Here is a 23,364-nt window from a genome sequence, read left to right as displayed (position 1 = left end):
GGCTCCGACGAACGGGCCGTCCCGATGTGGCGGGACGGCCCGTCGCGCTCCGGCCGTCAGTGCGCGACGACCGGGATGTCGACCTGCTGCGCGGCCTCGCCGGAGGAGTCGGCACTGCTGGGGCCGCCGTCGTTGATGAAGACGAAGGCGATCAGTGCGGCCAGCACCATGATCACGGTGCCCCAGGCGAAGGCCACGGTGTAGCCGTGTACGGCGGCCTCCTGGGCGGCCGCCTCCGGGACGGAACCGGAGAACGCGCGTGCCGCGAGCCAGGTACTGGTGGCGCTGGCGGCGATGGTGTTCAGGAGCGCGGTGCCGATGGCACCGCCGACCTGCTGCGAGACGTTGACCATCGCGGAGGCGACACCGGCGTCCTGCGGCCGGATGCGGGAGGTGGCCAGGATCATGCCGGGCATCGTGGCCGTACCCGTGCCCAGGCCGAGCAGGATCTCGGAGGGCAGGACGTGGGTGACGAACGAACTGTCCACCTCCAGCTGGGTCAGCCACACCATGCCGACGGCTGCCAGCAGGAAGCCGGGCCCCATCAGGAAGCGGGCCGGGACGCGGTTGACCAGCCGGGTGCCGATCTGGGTGGACCCGATGACCAGGCAGACGACCAGGGGCAGGAAGGCGACGCCGGTCATGACCGGCGAGTAGCCCTTGTTCAGCTGCAGGAAGTAGGTCAGGAACAGGAACTGACCGAACATGCCGACCAAGGCCAGCCCCATGGAGAGGTAGGCGCCCCCACGGTTGCGGTCCGTGACCACGCGGAGCGGCAGGAGGGGTGCCTTGACCCGGGACTCGACCAGGGCGAACACGGCGAGCAGTACGGCCGAGGCGACGAACGTGCCGATGGTGAGGCCCGCGCCCCAGCCGTCCTGCTCCGCCCGGGCGAAGCCGTAGACCAGGGCGACGAGCCCGAGGGTGGCGAGCAGCGTGCCCACGACGTCGAGCCGGTCGCGGTTGCGCTGCTCCCCGCGGTCGCTGACGTAGACGGTGGCGCCGACCGCGGCCACGACCGCGAAGACGATGTTGACGTACATGCACCAGCGCCAGTTGATGTACTCGGTGAGCACACCGCCCAGGAGCAGGCCGACCGCACCGCCTGCCGCGGCGATGGCGCCGAAGATGCCGAACGCCTTGGCCCGCTCCTTGGCCTCGGTGAACGCCACCGTGAGCAGGGACAGCGCCGCGGGGGCGAGCAGGGCGCCGAACACGCCCTGGAGCGCACGGGAGGCGAGGAGCATGCCGATGTTGACGGCGGCGCCGCCGAGCGCGGAGGCCAGGGCGAAGCCGGTCAGGCCGACGATGAAGGCGCGCTTGCGGCCCCACAGGTCGCCGATCCGACCGCCGAACAGCAGCAGACCGCCGAAGGCGAGGCTGTAGGCGGTGATCACCCACTGCCGGTTGCCGTCGGAGATGTTCAGGTCCGCCTGGGCGTGCGGCAGGGCGATGTTCACGACCGTCGCGTCCAGCACGACCATCAGCTGGGCGATCGCGATGACCGTCAGCGCTTTCCAGCGCCGCGGATCGGGCACCGGCGCACCGGCGGGAGTGTGACTTGCTGACATGGGAATGGCTCGGTTCTCTGTGACGGATGGAACGAAGGGAAGCGCCGGACACCTCAGAGCGGGGACCACACTGTCGGCCGCGCGGGCAAGGCCCTCTTCCACGCTCGTCAAGCGTGCGGGCCGAAGGCGACATGTGGCAGGTCGGGCTGTGCCCTGGAGCCGCGTTCGGTGCTGTGGCAGGGCACCCCACGCGCCTTCCGCCCAGGTCGTGGCGTCCCCACACTTGGAAAACATGGATCGTGAGCAGCACAGCGGCGGTACCCGCGGTACGGAGCTGGGGCGCTTTCTGCGCGCCTGCCGTGCCCGGCTGGCGCCCGAAGAGGTCGGCCTGGTGGCCGGCGGCGGGCGGCGCCGCACTCCCGGACTGCGTAGGGAGGAGCTGGCCACACTCGCCGGCATCAGCATCGACTACTACGCGCGTCTGGAGCGTGGCACGGAGACCAGGCCCAGCCCGTCCGTGATCGACTCCCTCGCACGCGCGCTCAAGCTGGAAGAGGACGAGCGCGATCACCTGCGCGCTCTTGCGGCGCTCGCCGCCCGCTCGGTCCCCCAGCCGCCCTCAGCGCCGAACCGCACCGTACGGCCCGGCGTCAAGCTACTGCTGGAGAGTCTGCGCCCCTTCCCCGCGCACGTGTTCAGCCGCACCGGCGACGTACTGGCGTACAACCCGGGCGGGCTGCGGCTGGTCGCCGGCCTGGACGACTGGCCGGAAGAGCAACGCAACATCGCCCGCTACGTCTTCCTGCACCCCGGTGCCCGCGTCCTGTTCGACGACTGGGACAACCAGGTCCGCAGCTGTGTCAACGGACTGCGCGCCCTGGCCGGCATGGAGCCGGACGCACCCGACCTGACACAACTGGTGGGCGAACTCCTGCTCAAAAGCCCGGAGTTCGCGCGCCTGTGGGAGCGCTACGACGTCAAGGGCCATACCTACGGGCGCAAGACCTTCCACCATCCCGAGGTCGGCGACCTGACCTTGGGTTACCAGACCCTGCAGCTGCAGGGCTCCCCGGCCAACTGCATGGTCGTGTACTACGCCGAGCCCGGCACACCCGAACATGACGCGTTGGCTCTGCTCGACCTGGCCGCAGACGAGTCCGAGCACGCACCGAGACTCCCGCCCAACAGGCAACCCATCGAAAAGCCATGAACACATGACTTCTCACGTCACGCCGAGCAGCGCACAACCGCCGTCGCGTACCGACGTCAGCGAGGGTTCCGGCCCCGGACTGGACCGGCGCTCCGCACTGCGGGAGTTCCTCCGGTCCCGCCGGGCCCGGCTCACACCGGAGGACGTGGGATTGCCATCGTCCGGGCGACGCCGGGTCCCGGGACTGCGCCGCGAGGAACTCGCGCAGCTGGCAGGGGTGTCCTTCGCCTACTACACCCGTCTGGAACAGGGGCACGGTGACACGATGTCAGCCGATGTGCTGAACGCCGTCGCCCGCGCCCTGCGCCTGGGCCGGGACGAGCACGCCCATCTGTTCCGCCTTGCCCGGCCGGAACTTCACGGGAACCGCCATGCCGCACCCCAGAGCCAGAGGCTGCGGCCAGGCATCCAGCAACTCCTGGATGCGCTCGACAGGGTCCCGGCGTACGTCTGTGGTCGACGGTTGGACGTCCTGGGCTGGAACAGGCTCGCCACCACCGTGTTCGGCGACTGGTCCCGGCTACCACCCCGGGAGCGCAACCTGTCCCGGCTGGTCTTCCTCTCCCCCGCGGTACGTGAACGTTTCGCCGACCTGGAAACCAAGATGCTGGACGTCGTCAGCGTCCTGCGCGTGGACGCGGGCACACACCCCGAGGATGCAGAACTCGCCGCGCTGATCGGCGAGTTGGCGGAGAAGAGCAGTGACTTCCGACGATTGTGGGCCAGACACGACGTGCGCCGCAGAGACCACGGTGTCCAGCGGCTACGGCATCCGGTGGTGGGCGGACTCACCCTGTCCTTCGAAGCCATGGGACTGCGCGGCGACACCGACCAGATCCTCGTCACCTATCACGCCGAGCCCGGCTCGACGTCCCGGAAAGCCCTGTGGCTGCTGGCGGGTCTGGCGGCCCCGCGCACCGAGTTCACCTCCCAGCAACAGGACGCGTGAACGAACGGGGTTCGGTCGGACAGACAACAGGAGCCACAGTGCATCCATCCCCTGATCAGAGCGCCCGCGAGGAAGTCACCACGGCCTTTCTCGCATACCTGCAAGCGATGCTCGACGGCGATACCCACGCTCTGGACAACCTGCTCGCCGAAGGGTGCACGCTCACCCACATGACCGGCTATGTACAGCCCAAGGAGGAGTGGTTGTCGCAGATGCGTGCCGGCTGGTTCCTCTACCACGGGATCGAGGAGAAGAGCGTAACTGTCGAGATCGACGGGGCCACAGCCCACGTCTCCGGCCGCTTCGTCACCGACGCGACGGTGTACGGCACCCGCGCGAACTGGCGGCTGGAGATGACCATGGACTACGCCCACGAGGAGGACACGTGGTCTGTGGTCCGCTCAGCTGCCGAGACCTGGTGAGCCACAGGTGCTCGATGTCTCCCCATCGGCTACGTCGGCCCAATGGACTCCCGACGCACGCACGACTACTGCCTCGACGCACTGCGCGCAGTCGGCGCGCCGGACCATCGGCTCACACACCTGCACTGCCCGATCGGGCTTGACCTCGGCGCCTACACCCCCGAGGAAACAGGGGGAACCTACGAAACGCGGCCTCCCAGGCGACGGATGAGCGCCGTGCAGCAAGTCCATCGCCTCAGGTGGTGGAATGGGTAGCGAGCCAGTCCTGAAGTTCACGGTGGCGGAACTGGTAGGCACCGCCTGTGATGCGTAGGAGTCCGGCACGATAGGCCCAGTCCAGTGTGTCCTGAACCGGCTGGCCGAGCAGTATCGGACCGCGGCAAAAGCCGCCGCGCCCGTCGCCCCGGCTCCCGCCCGGGTAGCGGGTCGGGCGGTACTGCTGATCCCGCACCGCAGCGAGACGCCCGACGAGGCCGCCCTGGCCGCCCGCGGCAGCGCCGTAAGACCCTCAGCGTCATCGCGGGCGCCGCCTCCGGACAGCCCGAACTCGCCGCCGCCGCTCACCGTGCCGTGGCCGGCGATCCCCAACTGCTGCTGTCCGACGCGGCCAGGAGCGTCGCCTCCGAACTCGACCATGAACCCGCCCAGGAGTGGCTGGCCGACCTGCAGGAGGCGGTTACCGACGGGGCACAACAGCCCGGTGCCGATCCCCACGCCTACCGCTGGGCCACAGAATTCATCGACGACACCCTGGCCCGGCACGCGCCCGACCCTGTCGACCTCGACGAGCTCTTCCCGCGGCTGGCTCCCGCCGACGGCACGGACGACGACGTCGACACCGACGACAACGCGTCCGCTCCGCGCCGACAGCAGACCTCCTCCGGGTCCGGCCCCGGACAGGGCTTGTCCTGAAATCCCTCGTCGCCGTCAGCGCCCTCACCCACATGACCCTGGTGGCGTACTTGACGGGCTATGCCGCCTACTTCACCGACGCCAACCGCGATCCGGACGCCTGGGGCACCCACCACTGATCGTTGGAGTAAACCTGGTCATCTCGCTCTTCTTGGGACCCTGACACGTGCCGGGCCTGTCCATCCTGTGGTTCGCCCCGCTCGTTCCCATGGTGGGCAATATCGCCCGCGGCGTCCTGTACGGCCATGCTGTACACGCCGATGCCAGCTCCATGGGCGCTGCGGTGGCGTGGAGCTCGGTGTTCGTACCCAGCTGGATCGCCTTGGTCCTCACCACCCGAACCTGGTTCGGGCACAACTGCCTCGCGCCCCCTCACTCCGCTGGCTGACCAGCCCGTACGAGGCAGGGTGCGAGCGGGGCGGGCTTCCCCGTGAGCGTGGGTCTGAGGCCGGAGTGAGTCTGCGGACTCCCTGGCCGCGTCCCATTCGGACGACATCTACAGGGACAATTGACGCCATGTTCGAGATCGGTCCCGGCTCCGACACAGCGGCGGTGTACCGGGCGAGATTCGCCCTGCGCTTGCCCGCCAGCCTCAGTGCACTGACCGGGCCCGAGCACGGCCTGGTCGAGTTGCCCCTGCACGTGGTCTGGTCAGGGCTGCGCGTCTTGGACCTGGACCGGCCTCGTCAGCGGATGAGCCTGTACCGGACCGTACTTGCCGAAGGCATGCGCGACGACCTGTGCCGATTCCTCAACCGCGATGTACTCCTGGACCTGTGGCCGACCATGTACCCCCTCATCGGACGTGCCGTCAGGGAGGTCTGGGAGGAGGCATTCCCCGAACTCCGGGCCACCAGGGCCTCCGTATAGGGATACACATTCTGGTCACCGAACGCCGCTAAATGCCGCCAATGCACTGTGTTGCCTGGGTCCATCGCAGATCTCCGGAGTCCGGACATACGTTCCAGGACGCAAGGAGGCCTACCGTCACCAGCTGGTCGAGTACATCCGGCAGCGCAAACGGGTCCAGACCGCAGTCGCGAGCCATCCGGTCCACCTCAGTGAGCCCGTTATCGGCCTCCGGGGGCGTGTACGCCGCGAGGCATACGGCGGCCAGTTGCGGGAGCGGTCCGCCTGCGGCGACGCGGGCAGGTCGAGCCGCGCGCAGGGCCCAGTCGGCGGCCCGCCTGCGGTCGGGGCGGGCCGGAGACTGGGTAAGCAGCGTGGCGTCGAACAGCCGGGCAGCTACTGTCGCTGTGTCGGCCTCCGGCGTTGCTGGGATTCTGCTCAGCCACCGCGCCCGTTCCAGCTCCTGCCACGGATCTGAGCGGTGGCCCAGACGAAGTCCGCGCAGGATCCCTGTCGGGAGTTGAACGTTCACTGCGGCGTTCATCCGCAAGGCGCACTGCAGCGCGAGGAGCCGGGCGGCGGCTCCCGTGTCGGGCGGCAAGGCAGCGGCGAGATAACTGAGCATCTCTCGAACCCGGCGCTGTTCGCCCGGCCCACGAGGCTGCCGTCCGCGTCTACGGCGTGATGCTGCGGATGGCCACGGCGAAGCCGCCGACAGGATCGTGTCGGGTACGACGGCGGACTGATCCGTGGCCGCGGCGCAGGCAGTGCAGGAATCGGCAAGCCGCCAGACCCGTCCCCCTCGTTCACGGGCCAGGAGCAGCCGGATGGGGCCGGCACAGCCACGGTGGCGGGGATGCCAGCAGCAGCCGCGTTCGTGGCACTGGCACGTACGCATGTGTACCGGGAGCACATCGCAGCGAGCGTGCCGGGCAAGGTGAGCCAAGGCCGCCGAGCGTGCGGACGCAGCGGCAAGGGGGCTGCCGTTCTGGGGGCACTGCCGGCATACGAGTACCGGCCCGCCGGCATGCGGACGCAGTTCCACGATCCAGGTGCGCCGCACCGCGGGACACCTTGTGCGCAGCCTCATCGGGCCCTTACTCCTCCCATCGCGTGTTTTCGCGCCGACACCCGCCAAAGGGTGGGGCGACGGCACACGGTAGTGCAGACATCTGCCCTTCCGCTCTCACCTCCACCTGCAGAAATAGGGCAGAGGTCTGCACTGACAGGGCAGGGGTCTGCACCGTCGGATGGTGGGGTGACGATCTTGCCGCCCGACCCGGACCTCGACGCGCTGCGCCTGGAGCTCGCGCGCCTGCGGGCGGCACGGGGGTGGACGTACGACGAGCTCGCCGCCCGCACCGGCCTGGCCAGACGCACACTCATCGAGATCGAGCAGGGCCGCACAGTCGGCACCCTGAAGACCTGGCACGCTCTCGCCCATGCGCTGGGCACCCCACTCGACGTGCTCTTCGCCAACCTGTGCCGCGGACATGAGCCGCCCGGGCAGACCGGCGACTGACCTCCCGCCGGAGCGCTCTTCGTTGACCACCCGAAATGGGGACGACGATGCGAACGCGTGAGCGCCTGTCCGTACGTCAGTCGCCCTCAATGCGGCCGACCGAGGGACATCACGGCGGCGACGCACCGGGTACGGCGTGTTGGCTGGCAGGTTCGCCCACATGCGCTCCACGCCCCCACCTCCCGGACACCGCCGGGACGGCAGCCTCACCGCCGTCCATCCACGGCGCTCCCTGTGCGTCGCCCCCGATGGCGTCAGCCGCCTGCTGCGCTGCGGCCAGACCGGCCGATGCCGCGACTGCGGCAACCGGATCGAGTGGTACCACCAGACCAACCGTCAGCCGGTCCGCCTTCACCCCCACGAGCTGCCGACCGCGCGCGTACCCGCCGCCTGTCGCTGGCACGTCAGCTCCGGCGTCGCCTATCCGGCAGGCGACGGCACAAGCTGGTGCCGCCTGCCGCACGGGGCGGTGTGCCCTGCCCGCGACGCCTCACCAGTAATGCCCGAACTGGTCGCGCTCCGCCTCGCGCTGGCTCTCAACACCCGCCGTCTGCTCGACACCGGCGCCTTCACCCCGCCCGGTGCGCCCTCCGGTGCCGAGGCAGCGGCTTCGACCGTCTGCCGCCCTGCCCGCCCCATCGTGCAACTCCTCTACATCCGCTACCTCGCCGCCCGTCCCATCGACGAGATCCAGTGCGTCGCTCAGGCCCGACGGCGCCGTCGCTGCAGCAACCCACTGCTCCCTCCGGATGCCCCCAGCGGCGCCTGGGCCCTGGTGCCCGCTACTCGGGCACACGGCCAACTCGCCCTACCCACTGAGGTCATGGCCGTGTATGACCTTTCCGGCCTGCCGTACGCGGAGCAGTTGCGCTGGCGGGCCCAGCGCTGCCCGCAGCACTCTGTAACGCCTTCGGCTGCAGACATGGCGGTCCCCGACTGGGAACCCTTCGACCCGCTCGTTCACCACGAACACATCCGCACCCGGCTGCCAGCACGCGTCCGACGCCCCGGTCCTACCGCTCGATCCCGCAAAGAGGCCTGGAGATGACAGCGCACCACGCGATCGAGATCGTCCTGACGCGACCCGCCACCATGGACGAACTCCGCCGTGCCCACAACGCCGCGCGGCTGGCCGCCAACGCCGACCGCACCCGGCTGCTGGCACTGCAGCGGGCCAAGAGTCCAGGCCGTGCACTGCGGGCGCTTCGCCGCCAGCTTGACGCGCTGTTGCCCATCGACGTCCTGACCAGCCACTACCCGGACAGGTACGGTCAGGTCCTGCTAAACCTCACCCTCAGCAACACAGCCCGCACCGCCATCCGCCGGGCTGCAGCCACCCGAGGCCAACGCCCCCAGGACTTCGTGAGCCACAGCGTGGCCGCGGCCGTCGCCCGTCACGAACAACAACGCTGTCGACATCTGACGGCCCAACTCGAAGGACTACTTGTTCACCACTCTCCTGAAGAAGTGCTGGCGTGCGCGGCCGACGCCCTTCTCGGCCGACGCCACTACCGCGAACCACCGAAGCGATAGCCCTCCGAAGAGGCTCCCCCGCGGAGCCACCGTGAACGCCAAGCCACTCATCACCCCTTCTGCGGAGGCCTTGTTGCCCACTCCAACTGATGAACAGGTCGAGGCCGCCGACGTTTTCCACGCAGGACACCATCTCGTCCTGCAAGCTGGCGCCGGCACCGGCAAGACCACGACCCTCGTCCAGCTCGCCGAAGGAACCAAGCGACGCGGCCGCTACCTCGCCTTCAACAAGGACATCGCCTCCGACGCCTCGACCCGCTTCCCCCGTGCCGTGCTGTGCAAGACCGCCCACGCGACGGCATACGCCGCTGTCGGCCACCGCTACGTTCGCCGCCTGAACAGCCCACGCCAACCCGGCTGGAAAATCGGCCAAGCCCTGGGCATCACCCGGGCCATTCAGATCGGCGACCGCGAAGTCGGGCACAGGACGCTGTCCAACACGGCGCTTCGCACGGTCTCCCATTTCTGCCACTCCGCCGACCGCACGCTGACCCGACACCACGTACCACCGCTACGCGGCCTGGGAACACCGGCCCAGCATGCACAACTCGCCGAGGAGGTGTTGCCGTTCGCCGTCAAGGCCTGGGCCGACCTGCACAACCCGGATGACGGCATCGTCCGCTTCGAGCACGACCACTATCTGAAGATGTGGGCCCTGACGAAACCGAGGATCGACGCGGACTTCCTCTTCCTCGACGAAGCTCAGGACACGAACCCGGTCCTGGAGCAGGTCTTCGCCGCGCAGCGCGACCACGCCCAGCTCGTCATGGTCGGTGACTCCGCCCAGGCCATCTACGGCTGGCGCGGTGCCCGCGACGTGATGACCGGTTTCGACGCCACGCACCTCACGCTGACCCAGTCGTTCCGCTTCGGCCCTCTCCTCGCCGAGCAGGCTAACCGCTGGCTCGAACTCGCGGATGCCCCCATCCGCCTGACTGGCAGCCAGAGCATCCCCACCAAGGTCGGCGACATCACCCACCCGGACGCGGTCCTGTGCCGCACGAACATCGGCGCCATGACCGAGGTCATGAACCTGCTCGCCGCGGGTCACCGCGTCGCTCTGACCCGCGGAGGACACACATTGCAGGCGCTGGCGCTCGCAGCCCGCCACCTCAAGGAAGGCCGCCGCACCGGCCACCCCGAACTGGTCCTCTTCGCTTCCTGGGGCGAACTGCAGGACTACGCCGCTTACGATCCCGCCGGCGGCGACCTCCAGCCCTTCGTCGACCTCGTCGACACACACGGGCCAGACGCCATCCTCGCCGCCGTCGACGAACTCACCGACGAAGAGCACGCCGACGTCACCGTCTCCACCGCCCACAAGGCCAAGGGCCGCGAATGGTCCGCTGTCAAAATCGCCGACGACTTTCCCCCGCCCAAGGACACCGACCAACAGGACGCCCAGGGCCGCCCCATCCCGGAACCCGTCAACGACACCGACGCCCGCCTGGCCTACGTCGCCGTCACCCGCGCCCGTCACCAGCTCGACCTCGGCGGCCTGTCGTGGATCGACACGTACCCCGTCATAACGGCTATGGCATGACCCTCATGCGTTGGAGACCACCCTGCTTCGGACGGCTCAAGTCCCGCAAGATGTGCCGAAAGGCGCCGCCCACATCCCTGTCCACGCGGCCCCGGCAAGGCGGGGTTGCCGCGGCGCAAAAACGCATGGACCACAAGGTTGTTCTGAGCGCGGCGGCATGTCGCGTCGGCGGCAGTGGCTGAGCGAAAAATCACTTTTGCAGAGGACGGCGTCCGCACGGTCGCCGGGAGATGCCCTCACGTTCCAGAATGTTGCGCACCGTGGCGCGGCACATGCCTGTTGCCCCCGCGATGTCCTGGAGCGACTCCTCCAGGTGGGTATAGCGGTGGATGACTTCCTGGGTCAGGCGCTCATATTGCCGTTTCGGCGCCCTTGAGCGAATCTCAACCCCCATCTGCCGCAGCTCTTTGGCGATGGCTGGGTGGCTTCCTCCGACCATCCGACCGATGTCGCTGATCGAGTGACCGGCCAGATACAACTGGCGCCATTTCTCATTACGGTCTTCTAAGATCTCCCGCCGACTGAGCGGATGTCTGTCTATGATGCAGCGAATGTGTGCCGCGCTGGTGTTCAGCACGTTCGCAACTGCTGAGGCACTGAGACCGCCGGCCAAGATGACCTCATGGACCTTCGAATGGTGGATGCTCTCGAGCAGGACGCCTGGGAGATTTACTGGGGCCGGCATCTCCACCGGAAAGGAGGGTTCCCATGACAGAGGTTCTACAATCGATTCCTCGGACAGTAGCTGTCGGCAGCGCCGGGTAAGTTCATCGACCTCGAATGGGTGCAAATCAAATGTGAACTGAGGGTACTTCTTAGGCTTGTCGTCCCGATTCGGGATAGGTGCCACTCGCATCAAACGCACAGGGTTGCCGGTGAGGCGTTGGTAGATCCAACGGTTGGCATGGTGCACGTGCGATGGTGGTACCGGGTACGTGCGGCCCGACTTCCGTTCGATCTCTAGCCAGTCTTCAGGGGTGATGAACTCGGCTCGCTGCCCGAACACTTTTCGACGTCGTGCATAGTTGATCGGGGAGCCTTCGTGATCGAGCAGGTTCGCCAACAGAGTCAGGGCACGGAGGATTTCCACCCCGGCCTCGTGTGTGTGCAGCGTCTCCAGCGTGCGGGACAGGGTCTTCGGGGGAAGGTTGTTGCCGAGCAGTTTCTGTGCTTGTGGCAGGTTGATCCATGCTCCGACCTGCAGCGTGCTTACTGCGAGAGCCTGTTGGACCGTGCTCCAGCGCAGATTCCCACGGCAGGTGCTTGGCATGAGCCGCAGCGTCCAGGTGTCCCACAAGCGCACCGGTGTCTTCTGGGCCCGGGCTAGCGGCAGTTGCAGCCCCTTGGCCGGGCGCTGGGGACGTCCTGTGGTGGTGCGGTAGTGCAGTCGCACAGCTCGACGTCCTTGGCTGCGGTGTACGGCGCTCAGAACCATGGCGACAAGGTCGGGGGACGCCTCCGCGCTCCACTTCTCAATGTCACAGTGCGCGACACCCCCTCCTTTCGCTTCCAGCCGGTCGGTGAGCCACGCGATGCGGTCGACGACATCCTCCGGGTCTGTACGACTCAGGCCGTTCAAGGCCGCTGCCAAGGCGATCCCGGTTGCTGCAGCGTCGGTCGGAGCCACCCACGCCCCTCGGGTGTGCGCTTCTCGGCGTCCGCGGTAGGTGGTGAGCGGCGCTTGGCGATACTCGTTGCAGCGGTGCACAAGGTCGTCGGCTCCCCAGCGTGCGAGGTCGCCGTCGTGCGCGAGCGCCAACACACGTGAGGCGAAAGTCCTCAGGTCCGCCAGAACCTGCGAGATAGCGACAGGTGTGCTGCCATAGACGCCCTCGAAGTCCGTCGTCGTCAAAGGATCATTTTCGATTAGTTCGGTCAGCTGTTGCTGCGCAAGCAGAATGGGGCTGTCGACAGCCAGCGGCAAAGCTGCTGCTTCACAGAGGTCTTGTTGGCAACGGTCTAGGGGGAATTCCTTGGATTTTGTGGGGCAGACCCCTAAAATGGGCGTGGTTCCGGTGTAGTTGCCCCGGCTGCGAGGAATCTCTCCACACGAGGGGCAGGTATCCGCCAGGAGCATGCGATGGCGTGTGCACGCAAAGGTGAAGGCCAAGCGCCACGACAGCTGCCAACGTCCGCCAGATTCCTTCAGGCACGCAGGGCAGAAGCGGGAACCACATGCCCGTCCCCACAGTCGCTGTCGGTCGACGCGACGACGGTGTGAGTCGATAAACAGCGCCTTTCCGTGCCATCGGGCCAGCGTCATGCGCCGCAACGTTCCGGAATCGGTACCAGTGACCAAAGCGAGGTGCGCACACTCCGCAGGAGTCAGGGCGATGGTCCATGGCGGGTTCATCAGAGGATTTTGAGGGGCTACACCGCTCAGTCCCAAGGCTTCGGCGACCTGAGTGAGCGGAGCCCTGTTGCGGCAGGCCATAGCCTCGAGCCAGCTGTCCAGCCCTTCGCCTTCCACCGGTTCGATCCGCAGCGGGAGCGTGCGAGCCAAGCTCATCGGCCGCCGCCTTTCCCGGTGGCTACGGTGTGGGCCTCGCTCCTCTTCGAGGTCCAGCGCCGAGCCCGCAGGGAAGCCTCAAGCTGCACGCGTGCCTTCTCGGAGGCAGCGTCGATTTTGACGCTGTCCAGGAGCTCTTGGTCGAGCCGTTCGATCCCCGTCCGCATAGCCCGCTGGCAGCCACGATTGACCAGTGTCATGAGCGAGCCGATGTGTCCGGTGGTACGGGCATAGAAATAGTCCGACAACTCGTTGGCCAGCATGCCAGGGAACTTCTCAGCCAGCACAATGCGCTTCTCCAGCCACAGCATCAGGCTCCGCCACTCAATCCGACCTTTATCGTCGTTCACCAGGAACGGATCCATCGACAGGGGCGTGGTGCGTCGGGCGGTCTGAGCGAGTGTGACGTCACCACACTGGTCCGTCTCGGAGTACAGACCGCGGCTCGCCAACTCGACACCCACGAAGATCAAGGTGACGGGAAACTCATTAGCGATGTGCTTGAAGTGGTTGCTGACTTCCCTGCCGTTACGGTCCGACCACCTCAGAAAGTGCAGATCGTCGACGATCAGGATTTTCGTCTCACAGTCGAGGATGCAGTCCAACGCCCGCTGCAGGAACTCCGCGGAAGTCCCCCTGAAACGAGCCGGGTGAGCGAAGAACTCCAAGATGGCACGATTGAAGTCCTTCATGCCGATGTTACTGGTGAGCCCCACACGGCAGACTGGCCACCGTTCCTGGCCTGCCTGCGTAAAATCGCCTTCTTCCGAGATCTCCCTGCGATGGAACTTCTGCGCGAAGTGAAGCACTGCCGTGGTCTTCCCCAGGCCCGGGAAAGCATCCACCGCGACTGCCCCTTTGGCCTTGTCGCCGTCCTGAAGGTTACTGTCGACGATGTCCCATAGGTCTTCTTGCAGGGCGATGAGCTGCGGCGTCTTGATCGGCCCGAGATTGGCGTGCCAGTCCCGCCGCTGCCGGTCGTAGACCGCGCGTGCCGGGTTGCTCAGCGCGGTGAGTTCTTCAACCGTCAGCTTGTCGGGCTGAATACGTCCTGGCGTCTCGGCCAGTTGGCGAAAGCCTTCCTTGCGCAAGAGTGTCAGATTGTCGAGCGGTGGGCGTTCTGGTTGCGGCGTCCCGTCGGTCATGCGTCCTCCAGAGCATCCGCGTAGAAGTCGTCGTCATCATCGTCATCGGGACCCTCGAGGCTGTGGCCGGGGCCGCCGAGTTCGTCGTCATCATCGTCATCACCTGGCTGTTGGCCCTCGTACGGCTCAGGCTCGGGATCCTCTTCACCCTCTGCCAGCACCACGGAATCAGCTGCCAGCACCCGCGCCACGGACGGCAACGCGGCAGCCTCGTCGGCAGCCTCGGTGGACGGCAGCTCCATGGCCGACTGTTCGCGCGCCATCCGCAAGGCCATACGCCGCTCGGCCCTCGTCATACCCAGACCGAGGTTCCAGCGCTCCAGCAGGTCGGCCATCGCACTCTCGTCGTCGGGGTAGGGGTACTTTTTCGCGGCCAGTTGCCGGGCCAGTTCCAATGCTTCTTCACTGACCGGGAACTTCATGGCTGGCGCATGCTCCCAAGTCAGCGTGTGCCACTTCCGGGTTTCAGGGCGGCGGAAGTAGACGCGCGTAATGTCGTCGGGATCGACCTGGATGGGCCAACCCCCCTTGGCGCGCGGTCCGGTGTAGGGACTCGTCTGATTGCGCAGACCGTTCAGGCCTGGTCCGTTGTAGCGGCATCGACGGGTCTCGACACCGTAGGAGTGGATCGGCTTCCATTCGGTCTTGAGGAACTCGAATCCCAGGTCTGGATCGCGGGGGACCTCGATGTAGCCAGCGCGGGCGATGCCGTGGTCGAACATGGCAGCTGGAGACAGCCTCAGTCCCGGAACTCGCGGATCGACCAGGCCATCGTGGGGACGGTGGTGGTAGACCACGGCAACCCATTCCCGGATGATCGCCTCAAGTTCGTTCAGGAAGAAGTAGGCCTCACCCTCCGGGTTCACCCCACGTGCATAGATGTCCGGCCCCTTGTATCCGGGGAGCGTCTCCAGCAACCCTTTGCGCAGCGTAAGAAAGAATCTTTCGATGGGCCCCTTGTCACGACCCGTACGCAGGCGGGCCGGCTGAATCGACAGCCCTAACCGCTGGCACACGCTGGTGATGTGCTCGGAGACGTAGACCTTGCCGTGGTCGACCACAAGCGTCTCCGGGACAAGCGCCGGCCCCGCTGCTCCCCGGCCCGTGATCCGGGCTGCAGCGTCCGCCATCGGGCCCTCGATCGCGTCCCGATCCAACAAGACCGCGCGAGGAACGCCATGGTCAGGCCAGACCGCATGGCTCGGCCAGTCCTTCCCCGCCGGGCGGGGGCGGTAGGCCTGAAACAGCGTCGCCGCAACATCGACGGACTTGGTGGATACCGGAGTGAGCCGCAGCCCCGCGATACAGCGGTCGTACCAATCCATGGCGACGGTCAACTCAGGCTGCACCCACCGCAGTGTCATCGGGTCCAGCGCGAAGACATCCAGCCGATTGGTGTCCATCAGCAGGTACTCGCCCGGCCTTGTGGGCCGCAACTTCCCGTACACGCCGGTCGGACGAGCAGCGATGTCCCGGTTCCTCTTCGCGCTCAGCCTGAACGTCGGCCGACGCTTCTCCAGCTCACGAAGCCACCGATAGGCCGTGGGCCTCGAAGGAACCCGCACCTCGCCCTTGCCGTAGCGGGCATCCAAGCGGGGTCGCATACTGCGGATGACCAACGCCTGACTCGGCGTCGAATCCTCTTCGTACTCCGCCATGATTTCCAGGGCCATCTCCACCCACCGCGGATCAGCCCGCCCTACACCCCCAGCATCGACTGCCCGCTCCGGCCGGTCACGCGTCAACGCAGCTTCCCGCTCAAGCTGGAAAGCACTCACCCATCTGGTGAGCGTGCGCAAGCCGACCCCCAGCTCGTCCGCCTTGGCCTGGTAGCGAGTCATCTTCGGTGTTCCCGGCGCGTACTGCAGGCGTGGTTCCCCTGGAGCTGCCAACTCCGGTGATCCGGACCGAAAGCCACAGATCACTTCATTGAGGTGAGCGGCTCGTTCACGAACCTTCTCGAGCTCATCGTCGTCGAGCTGAGCCAGAACCACTGAAGCGGTCTCACCGGGGTCGTCAGACGAAGGTCCGGGCCTCTCGGCAATGACGCGGGCCCGGCCCGAGGTCAGAACTTCCCTCAAGGACAGCCGGAGCCTGCGGCCCCGTCCGTCCTTCACCAGGATTTCATTTCCCGCTGCGGATCCGAACATTTCCTCGACGGTGACAACTTCACCATCGTAATGGAACCGCGTCCCCACACCCACGCGTACCGCGCCGTCTCCGCTCATCCGTCCTCTCCTACGCCCATTTCCGGGGTACTGCGGCGGGATAACCTCCATGTCGCCGTACTCGGAATCCTCGATTGGGTCTGGCAGTGTATTCATCCCGGCGCCCACGACCGTGGCCGGCTCTTGGCGCAATACATGCTGCTCGGACAGAATCCCGCTCAAGTCGGTGGACAGATCCTGATTCCACAGCAGATGCAGGACAGCGGCACGAACGAGCTCACCGGGCCAGCGGGGGAAGGCGTGGAAAGCCTCTCCCAAAGTCGCTCCATCAAGGTTACGACCGCGCATTTCTTCCAGCATCCCCGCCTCGAAGAGCCAGTCGCGCCGGTAGCCAGCCAAGAACCGGAGATTGGCCATCTCCTCCTCCGGAGGTTCACACCACGCCTGAAATTCCCAGCCGCAAGACTCCATCACTTCACGAGCCCAGCCGAGCGAGAAAGCGATCTTCGGCCGCGTCAGCAAATGGCGGGGCTTGACATCCACCACCAAAGGAACCATGCCGTCACGAAGAATCAAGAAGTCGGGGACATGCCTCCTTAACGCCCCATCGATTTCTGCCGTAATCAAAAACGGCTGAGCAAATATCGCTCTGCCGTCTCGTGTAAAATCAGCATAAATCAAACGCGTGAGTTCCAGTCGTGATTCATAGATCACATGGGAGCGCATAGTCGAGGACCAGTAGAATCCCGAGTAGTGCTTCTGCCCGTAATACCAACGGAACGTGCGCCACGGGGTGGAGAACTCCAGGAGGTCATCAACACTCGCGTGCGGCCAGGTCCTCACTGCGATCTCGCCGTCACTTCTACGCAACTTCACCGAGACGGAATCGATGGACCTCGCCATGTGACCTCCCGAGGAAGCGGAGCGATGGCCTCAAAGCAGTAGCTACAAGTCCCATCACCCTGAAGGTCACACGGAAGCAGCGAACCGTACAGAGGGCACCGAAACTTCCACACACACGAGCGAAGGTTCGAACGTCTATCCGTCTCACTTCGGTGACCGATTGGTCGGACACTGGCCAACCAGAATGAGAATTGGTCACTCATTTTGAGAACCTACAGCGGCGGCCGAGTTCAGCCTGTCCGGCGGATCAGCGCCAGATACATGGCGTCCGTCCCGTGCAGATGCGGCCACAGCTGTACGTCGGGACCGTCGCCCAGCGCCGGTACGCCCGGGAAGAGCGGGCGGGCATCGAGGAGTTCGGCCGAGCCGCCGTACTGCTTGAGCACATCGTCGACCACGACCCGGGTCTCCGCGAGGTGCGGCGAGCAGGTGGCGTACCCGACGACACCGCCCACCCGCACCGAGTCGAGCGCCGTACGCAGCAGTCCGCGCTGCAACGGCGCGAACCCGTCCAGGTCGTCGGGGCGCCGCCGCCAACGGGCCTCGGGACGACGACGCAACGCGCCAAGACCCGTGCAGGGCACGTCCATCAGTACGCGGTCGAACGTGCCCGGACGCCACGGCGGCCGTGTCCCGTCGGCGGCGATGACCTGGTAGGGCCCCGGGTTCCCGGCGAGCGCCTTGGCGACGAGGCCGGCCCGGTGCGGCTGCTTCTCGGAGGCGAGCAGCAGGGCCCCGCGCTCGGCGGCGAGTCCGGCGAGCATGGCCGCCTTGCCGCCGGGTCCGGCACAGCCGTCGAGCCATGCCTTGTCCGGTCCGTCGAGGGGCGCGTTGGCGAGGGCGAGCGCCACGAGCTGGCTGCCCTCGTCCTGCACGCCCGCACGCCCTTCGCGTACGGAGTCGATGGCGCCCGGCTCGCCGCCCTCGGACAGCCGCACGGCGTACGGCGACCAGCGCCCGGGCAGCGCGTTCTCGTCCCCGAGCGCGCCGAGGATCTCATCGGCCGTGGTGCGCCCCGGGCGGGCCACGAGGGTCACCTCGGGCCGTTCGTTGTCGGCTTCGAGAAGATCCTCGATCCCGGCGCGCCCACCCCCGAGCGAGTCCCACAAAGCGGAGACGACCCATCGCGGATGCGAATGCACGACGGCGAGATGATCCTCGGGATCGTCGTCGTAGGGCGGCGCGACCAGCTCCAGCCAGCCGTCGAGATCGTGCTGCGCGATCTTCCGCAGCACGGCGTTGACGAACTTCGCCCGCCCGTCCCCGAGCACGACCCTCGCCAGCTCGACCGACGCGGACACGGCGGCGTGCGTCGGGATCCGCGTCCCGAGCAGCTGATGCGCACCGAGGCTCAGCACGTCCAACACCGGCGGGTCGACCTCGCGGAGCGGCCGGTCGACACACGCGGAGATGACGGCGTCGTACGTCCCCTGCCGCCTCAGCGTCCCGTACACCAGCTCCGTGGCCAGCGCCGCGTCCCGCCCGTCGAAGTCCCCCTTCTCCCGCGCCTTCCGCAGCAGCGGCGGCAACACGAGATTCGCATACGCGTCCCTCTCGTCCACCGCCCGCAACGCATCGAACGCAAGCATCCGCACGGGGTCCTTCTTGGGACGACGATACGGCTTGCCCTGCTGCCGGGGCCGACGGGACTGCTCACTCACGTAAAAGGTGCTCCGGTTCGTGGAAGAGGTACGGGTCCAGCGTACGTCGCGGGGAGAATCGCGCTCCTTCTCAGGGCACGCATGCATGCGCGGGGGACGTCTCGTTCTTCAGGGGCGCGGGGAACGGCGGTTCTACGCAGCGCGGGCCTCGTCCTTTCAAGGCCGCGAGAAGCGGCACGCTTTCAGGCACGGTGGACGGCTCGTTCCTGAGGGGCGCGGGGAACTGCGCAATCTTTTAGGGGCGCGGGGAACTGCGCGACCAGCCCCCACCGGCCCGCACCCGACAACCGACCCGCCGCACACCCACCCACACTGAGCCGACCGCCGGAAAAGAACCCTCAGCCCCCAACCACCTCGCCACCCCCGATCCGAACCCCCCGCGCCCAATCCGCCGCCCGCATCGGCTTCTTCCCCTGCGCCTGCACCCACAGCAACTCAACCGCAAACGACCCGGTCCCCACGTACACATTGTTCTTGCCGACACCCAACGCCCCCGGAGCAAGATCCGTCCGCTCGGGAGCAAGCGAGACCTGGATCAACTTGAGCCGCTCCCCCCGGAACACGGTCCACGCCCCCGGCGCGGGAGTGCACCCACGTACGACCCGGTCGACGCGAAGCGCGGGCGCGGCCCAGTCCACGTGCGCGTCCTCGACACTGATCTTCGGAGCCAGCGTGACACCGTCCCCCGGCTGCGGCACAGCCTTAAGCGTGCCGTCCTCGATCCCGTCCATGGTCGCGGCAAGCAGCCCCGCTCCCGCGAAGGCGAGCCGCGTCAGCAGATCCCCGCTGGTGTCGGTGGGCCGCACCTCCTCGGTGACGGTCCCGTAGACGGGCCCGGAGTCGAGCCCCTCCTCGATCAGAAACGTGGAGGCCCCGGTGATCTCGTCCCCGGCCATGACCGCGTGCTGCACGGGCGCCGCTCCACGCCAGGCGGGCAGCAGCGAGAAGTGCAGATTGACCCAGCCCTGGGCGGGGATGTCGAGCGCGACCCGGGGCAGCAACGCACCGTAGGCGACCACGGGGCAACAGTCAGGCGCGATCTCCCGCAGCCGTGCCAGAAACGCCTCGTCCCGCGGCTTCACCGGCTTCAGCACCTCGATGCCGGCCTCCTCCGCCCGCTCGGCGACGGGGCTCGCGACAAGCCTCCGCCCCCGCCCCGCCGGCGCGTCGGGCCGGGTGACGACGGCGGCCACCTCATGCCGCCCGGAGGCGATCAGGGCGTCCAGAGCGGGAACGGCGACCTCGGGGGTACCGGCGAAGACGAGCTTCATGGGTGGCAGTCGGCCTCTCGGGCGGGTTCATGACGGGCAGCACACCAGTCTATGGGGCGGCGTGGACCGTGCGACCGGTGCGGGCGGTTCGGGCGGGACCCACCGGTCGCGAGCGAAGGCCAAGGCCGAACACGAAGGCCGAGGCGAGCGCACGCCCAGCCGCCGGGGGCGTACGCATATGCCCCCACGCCCCATAAGCGTGACCACTCACCCTCAAACGCGTTGGTCAAGAAAGAGTTGACCAAAACGGGCCGCACTCGCGGCCCGGTCCTTTTCAACGCCGGTTCGAGAGGCTTGTTCATGGCCGACCACGCAACCCACGACGCCCAGGCTCGGGCCAGCCTGCACTTGCTGGTGCGGGACATCGAGCGGGTCCGCCGGCAGGTGGACGCACTGCGCACGCTGACAGCCCAGCTGGGCAACGTCTACCGCCCGCGCCGCTCCGGCCCGTCCACGGGCTTCGTCGTCTACGGGCGGGCTCCCGCCCCGACCGTCCGCCTCGCCCAGGAGCTGCGGGACAGCGTCGAGACCCTGGTCACCGCCGCCGTGGACTTCGACCGCTCACTGGGCTTCTCGTGGGACGCGGTGGGCTCGGCACTCGGGGTCACCAAACAGGCGGTGCACCGCCGTTACGGCGCCCGCCGAGCCGCGGCCCAGGCCGCCGCCGAGGCCGAGCGCGCCACGGAACCGTCGGGCTCCTCCCGCACGGTCGCCGTCAACACCGGCCTTCCCACGGTCCCCGCGGCCCGTTCCATGCCGATCCCGATGCCCACCCAGCCGACATCGGGCAGCCCCACGCTCCGCGAGGACATCATCAGGCCGAGCGCCTTCCCGGGCCCGCGCAACGGCTGACCCCACACCCACCCGTCTGCCCCCGACAACGCTCGGGGGCAGACCCGTTCACCTGAACGAACAGCCACCGCCGGCGCCCAAGCCGGTCGCCGAGATCCCGGCGTACGCAGCACCGGCACCGGCACCCGCACCCGCACCCGCACCCGCACCCGCACCGAACGGTCACCCGATATCCGGTGGATCAACCCGAATCCGCACCACGTCACTCCCCCCGCTGCCCCCGCTCCCCCCACGCGCCATCCGAGCCGCCTGCGCGTTCTTCAGCGCGGAGGCCAACGCGGCCCCCTTCCCCGGCGGCACCCTGATCAGCGCCCGCTCCCACGGCTCGCCCACCGGTGGCGCCCCCGTCCGCCGTGGCCGCCCGGGATCCGCCGGAGCCACCGGCACGGGCCCCAACACCTCGGCCTCGCGCGGCAGTTCGACGGCGGCCAGGAACCCGGCGAGGGCCTCCGCCGTCCCGGACACGGCAGCCATCCGCGACACGGGCGGAAAGCCCAGCTCGGCACGCTCAGCCAGCTCACGGACGGCGTGCCCCACCGGATCCCACCGCACCAGCGCCTGCACCGGCCGCAGCGTCGGCTCGGCGACGACCACCACGGTCCCGCCGTCCCGCTGCCCCCGGACCAGCGCCGCCGCCCCGATCCACCGCCGCAACGCGTCCTCGCCGGCCCGCAGATCGGGCCGCCCCAGCATCGCCCAGCCGTCGAGCAGCAGCGCGGCCGCGTACCCGCCCTCGGCCACGGGTTCCGCGCCCGGCGTGCTGACGACCAGCGCGGGCGCTCCCGGCACCGTGTCCAGAATCTGCTCGCGCCCCGACGTCCGTACGGGGACCGCCGGAAAGGCCCGCCCGAGCTCCTCGGCGGTGCGCCGCGCCCCCACGATCTGCGCCCGCAGCCGGAACCCGCCGCACTCGGGACAGCGCCACTCCGGCTCGTCCCGACCGCACCACCCGCACCGCAGCCCGCCCGCGTCCTGCCCTTCCAACGGCCCGGCGCAGTGGCGACACCGAGCAGCCGCCCGGCACTGCGCACAGGCCATCCGCGGCACATAGCCACGCCGTGGCACCTGCACCAGCACCGGCCCCTGCTTCAGCCCCTCCCGTACGACCTGCCAGGCGAGGGTGGGCAGCCGTGCGGCCCGCGCCGCCTCATCGCGCGCGAGATCCCCGTCCCCCACGGTCCGTACGAGCGGAGCCGCGCCCCGCACCTGCTCCCGCTCGGCGACGATCGGCGCCGCCCAGCCACTCTCCACGAGCTGCGCCGCCTCGACGGTGCAGCTCCAACTCCCCAGCAGGAAGGCGCACCTGTCGTGCGCGGCCCGCAGCAACAGCACCTCCCGCGCATGCGGCTGGGGGGCGTGCAGCTCGCTGTGGCTGCCGTCCCCGTCGTCCCACATGGCGACAAGCCCCAGGTCCTGCACGGGCGCGAACATGGCGGCCCGGGTGCCCACGACGGCCCGTACGGACCCGCGCCGCACCGCGAGCCACTGCCGGTACCGCTTCTCGGGGCCGGCCTCGGCGGTGAGCACGGCGTGCTGCCCCTCACCCAGCACGGAGGTCAGCGCGGCGTCGACCCGGCTGACGGCCCGCCCGTCCGGCACGACGACGAGGGCGCCGCGGCCCGAGGCGAGCGTCGCCCCCACGGCCCGCGCCAACTCCTCGGCCCAGCCGGGCCCCGGCAGCGCGTTCCACACGGCCCGGGGCGCCCCGCCGCCCGCGAGCGACTCGACGAAGGCGGCCCCCCGGGAGTACCGCGCCCAGGACCCGACCCCCGGCGCCTCGGGAACCGGCAACGGCTCGGGCGACGGCTTCTGCTCGGCTCTGGCGTTGCGCGGCGGCACGGCCAGCTGGAGCACATCGGCCAGACTCCCCGCGTACCGATCGGCGACGGCCCGGGCGAGGCCCAGCAGTTCCTCGCTCAACACGGGCTCGGGCGAGACGACTTGAGCGAGCGCGGCCAGCGGCCCGGAGTAGTCGGACTCGGCCAGCCGCTCGATCAGGAACCCGTCGATCAGCCCCCCGCCCTCGCGCCGCCCCTCCCGCACACGATGCCGCCCGGCCCCGAACCGCACGCGCACCCGCACCCCGGGCTGCGCATCGGCGTCGAGCTCTTCGGGCACGGCATAGTCGAAGTACCGATCGAGATGCAGCACGCCCTTGTCGACGAGCACCCGCGCCACGGGCAGCTCCTTGGCGACCGCGGCCCCCCGCCAGGTCCTCGGCTTGGCCCGCGGCGCCTTCCGCACGGCATCCCGAATCAACGCAAGCTGCTCGGGCGGGGCACCCTCGGCCCCACCTTCCCCACGCCCATCCGCGCTGCTCACAGCAACATTCCTACCAGACCCCACTGACACCGCCGCCCGCCCGAGATCAGCCCGGCCACGGATCACGAACGCCTGTGGGGCG

General features: G+C 68.3%; 17 protein-coding genes and 1 pseudogene. 11 read left to right on the top strand and 7 right to left on the bottom strand.

Annotated features, from left to right (window positions below; genetic code table 11):
• Positions 1-56: 56 nt before the first annotated feature.
• Positions 57-1,571, bottom strand: coding sequence for an MFS transporter (locus ACFWXQ_RS15290; RefSeq protein ID WP_383936875.1), 1,515 nt, complete (start codon positions 1,569-1,571; stop codon positions 57-59).
• Between the two features lie 232 nt (positions 1,572-1,803).
• Here ACFWXQ_RS15290 and ACFWXQ_RS15285 point away from each other — a divergent pair, with 232 nt between their 5' ends.
• From ACFWXQ_RS15285 to ACFWXQ_RS15240, 10 genes and pseudogenes are all read left to right on the top strand, one after another.
• Positions 1,804-2,721 (top strand): helix-turn-helix transcriptional regulator, encoded by a 918-nt coding sequence (locus ACFWXQ_RS15285; RefSeq protein ID WP_386268309.1) that lies wholly within the window; start codon positions 1,804-1,806, stop codon positions 2,719-2,721.
• A 4-nt stretch (positions 2,722-2,725) separates the two neighbouring features.
• Positions 2,726-3,670, top strand: a complete 945-nt coding sequence (locus ACFWXQ_RS15280) for a helix-turn-helix domain-containing protein (protein WP_383936877.1) — start codon at positions 2,726-2,728, stop codon at positions 3,668-3,670.
• Between the two features lie 38 nt (positions 3,671-3,708).
• Positions 3,709-4,092, top strand: coding sequence for a nuclear transport factor 2 family protein (locus tag ACFWXQ_RS15275; RefSeq protein ID WP_383936879.1), 384 nt, complete (start codon positions 3,709-3,711; stop codon positions 4,090-4,092).
• Positions 4,093-4,110: 18 nt separating this feature from the next.
• Positions 4,111-4,263, top strand: a pseudogene (locus ACFWXQ_RS15270) (XdhC family protein); the annotation flags it as partial.
• 399 nt (positions 4,264-4,662) lie between these two features.
• The gene (locus ACFWXQ_RS15265; protein WP_383936881.1) at positions 4,663-5,004 is read left to right on the top strand and encodes a hypothetical protein; all 342 of its coding nucleotides are present in this window, start codon (positions 4,663-4,665) and stop codon (positions 5,002-5,004) included.
• A 516-nt stretch (positions 5,005-5,520) separates the two neighbouring features.
• A complete protein-coding gene (locus ACFWXQ_RS15260) occupies positions 5,521-5,874 on the top strand; it encodes a hypothetical protein (RefSeq protein ID WP_383936883.1) in 354 nt (117 codons plus the stop codon).
• Between the two features lie 1,237 nt (positions 5,875-7,111).
• The gene (locus ACFWXQ_RS15255) at positions 7,112-7,375 is read left to right on the top strand and encodes a helix-turn-helix transcriptional regulator (protein WP_383936885.1); all 264 of its coding nucleotides are present in this window, start codon (positions 7,112-7,114) and stop codon (positions 7,373-7,375) included.
• A 160-nt stretch (positions 7,376-7,535) separates the two neighbouring features.
• Positions 7,536-8,423 carry a DUF6083 domain-containing protein gene (locus ACFWXQ_RS15250; protein ID WP_383936886.1) on the top strand — a complete coding sequence of 296 codons (888 nt, stop codon included), beginning with the start codon at positions 7,536-7,538 and terminating at the stop codon, positions 8,421-8,423.
• Positions 8,420-8,908 (top strand): hypothetical protein, encoded by a 489-nt coding sequence (locus ACFWXQ_RS15245; protein ID WP_383936888.1) that lies wholly within the window; start codon positions 8,420-8,422, stop codon positions 8,906-8,908. The genes ACFWXQ_RS15250 and ACFWXQ_RS15245 overlap by 4 nt, the downstream gene beginning before the upstream one ends.
• A gap of 73 nt (positions 8,909-8,981) precedes the next feature.
• Entirely contained in the window at positions 8,982-10,451 is a 1,470-nt protein-coding gene (locus tag ACFWXQ_RS15240) for a UvrD-helicase domain-containing protein (RefSeq protein ID WP_383936922.1), read from the top strand.
• A gap of 190 nt (positions 10,452-10,641) precedes the next feature.
• Here ACFWXQ_RS15240 and ACFWXQ_RS15235 read toward each other — a convergent pair whose 3' ends face one another.
• The 5 genes from ACFWXQ_RS15235 to fmt all read right to left on the bottom strand — a co-directional run bounded on the left by ACFWXQ_RS15235 (position 10,642) and on the right by fmt (position 20,108).
• Positions 10,642-12,960, bottom strand: coding sequence for a TniQ family protein (locus ACFWXQ_RS15235; protein ID WP_383936890.1), 2,319 nt, complete (start codon positions 12,958-12,960; stop codon positions 10,642-10,644).
• Positions 12,957-14,105 carry a TniB family NTP-binding protein gene (locus ACFWXQ_RS15230; protein ID WP_383936892.1) on the bottom strand — a complete coding sequence of 383 codons (1,149 nt, stop codon included), beginning with the start codon at positions 14,103-14,105 and terminating at the stop codon, positions 12,957-12,959. Before ACFWXQ_RS15230 ends, ACFWXQ_RS15235 begins: the two co-directional genes overlap by 4 nt.
• Positions 14,102-17,176 (bottom strand): TnsA-like heteromeric transposase endonuclease subunit, encoded by a 3,075-nt coding sequence (locus ACFWXQ_RS15225; protein WP_383936893.1) that lies wholly within the window; start codon positions 17,174-17,176, stop codon positions 14,102-14,104. Before ACFWXQ_RS15225 ends, ACFWXQ_RS15230 begins: the two co-directional genes overlap by 4 nt.
• Positions 17,177-17,406: 230 nt before the next feature.
• A complete protein-coding gene (locus ACFWXQ_RS15220; protein ID WP_383936895.1) occupies positions 17,407-18,837 on the bottom strand; it encodes an RsmB/NOP family class I SAM-dependent RNA methyltransferase in 1,431 nt (476 codons plus the stop codon).
• Between the two features lie 338 nt (positions 18,838-19,175).
• A complete protein-coding gene (fmt, locus tag ACFWXQ_RS15215; RefSeq protein WP_383936897.1) occupies positions 19,176-20,108 on the bottom strand; it encodes a methionyl-tRNA formyltransferase in 933 nt (310 codons plus the stop codon).
• A 300-nt stretch (positions 20,109-20,408) separates the two neighbouring features.
• On the opposite strand from fmt, the gene ACFWXQ_RS15210 reads away from it, so the two are divergent.
• Complete coding sequence (locus tag ACFWXQ_RS15210; RefSeq protein ID WP_200399535.1) at positions 20,409-20,960, top strand: hypothetical protein; 552 nt, start codon at positions 20,409-20,411, stop codon at positions 20,958-20,960.
• Between the two features lie 162 nt (positions 20,961-21,122).
• Here the strand turns inward: ACFWXQ_RS15210 and ACFWXQ_RS15205 are convergent, their stop codons facing one another.
• Complete coding sequence (locus ACFWXQ_RS15205; protein ID WP_383936899.1) at positions 21,123-23,282, bottom strand: primosomal protein N'; 2,160 nt, start codon at positions 23,280-23,282, stop codon at positions 21,123-21,125.
• Between the last annotated feature and the right edge of the window lie 82 nt (positions 23,283-23,364).

This window comes from Streptomyces sp. NPDC058697, assembly GCF_042715345.1.
In the GTDB taxonomy this organism is placed as follows: Bacteria; Actinomycetota; Actinomycetes; order Streptomycetales; family Streptomycetaceae; genus Streptomyces; species Streptomyces liliifuscus.
This window is presented reverse-complemented; position numbering and strand designations above follow the sequence as displayed.

Excerpts from the sequence above, each read along its gene's own strand:
- ACFWXQ_RS15290 (WP_383936875.1), bottom strand. The coding sequence starts at position 1,571 with ATGTCAGCAAGTCACACTCCCGCCGGTGCGCCGGTGCCCGATCCGCGG.
- ACFWXQ_RS15285 (WP_386268309.1), top strand. The coding sequence starts at position 1,804 with ATGGATCGTGAGCAGCACAGCGGCGGTACCCGCGGTACGGAGCTGGGG.
- ACFWXQ_RS15280 (WP_383936877.1), top strand. The coding sequence starts at position 2,726 with ATGACTTCTCACGTCACGCCGAGCAGCGCACAACCGCCGTCGCGTACC.
- ACFWXQ_RS15260 (WP_383936883.1), top strand. The coding sequence starts at position 5,521 with ATGTTCGAGATCGGTCCCGGCTCCGACACAGCGGCGGTGTACCGGGCG.
- ACFWXQ_RS15250 (WP_383936886.1), top strand. The coding sequence starts at position 7,536 with ATGCGCTCCACGCCCCCACCTCCCGGACACCGCCGGGACGGCAGCCTC.
- ACFWXQ_RS15245 (WP_383936888.1), top strand. The coding sequence starts at position 8,420 with ATGACAGCGCACCACGCGATCGAGATCGTCCTGACGCGACCCGCCACC.
- ACFWXQ_RS15235 (WP_383936890.1), bottom strand. The coding sequence starts at position 12,960 with ATGAGCTTGGCTCGCACGCTCCCGCTGCGGATCGAACCGGTGGAAGGC.
- ACFWXQ_RS15230 (WP_383936892.1), bottom strand. The coding sequence starts at position 14,105 with ATGACCGACGGGACGCCGCAACCAGAACGCCCACCGCTCGACAATCTG.
- ACFWXQ_RS15225 (WP_383936893.1), bottom strand. The coding sequence starts at position 17,176 with ATGGCGAGGTCCATCGATTCCGTCTCGGTGAAGTTGCGTAGAAGTGAC.
- fmt (WP_383936897.1), bottom strand. The coding sequence starts at position 20,108 with ATGAAGCTCGTCTTCGCCGGTACCCCCGAGGTCGCCGTTCCCGCTCTG.
- ACFWXQ_RS15210 (WP_200399535.1), top strand. The coding sequence starts at position 20,409 with ATGGCCGACCACGCAACCCACGACGCCCAGGCTCGGGCCAGCCTGCAC.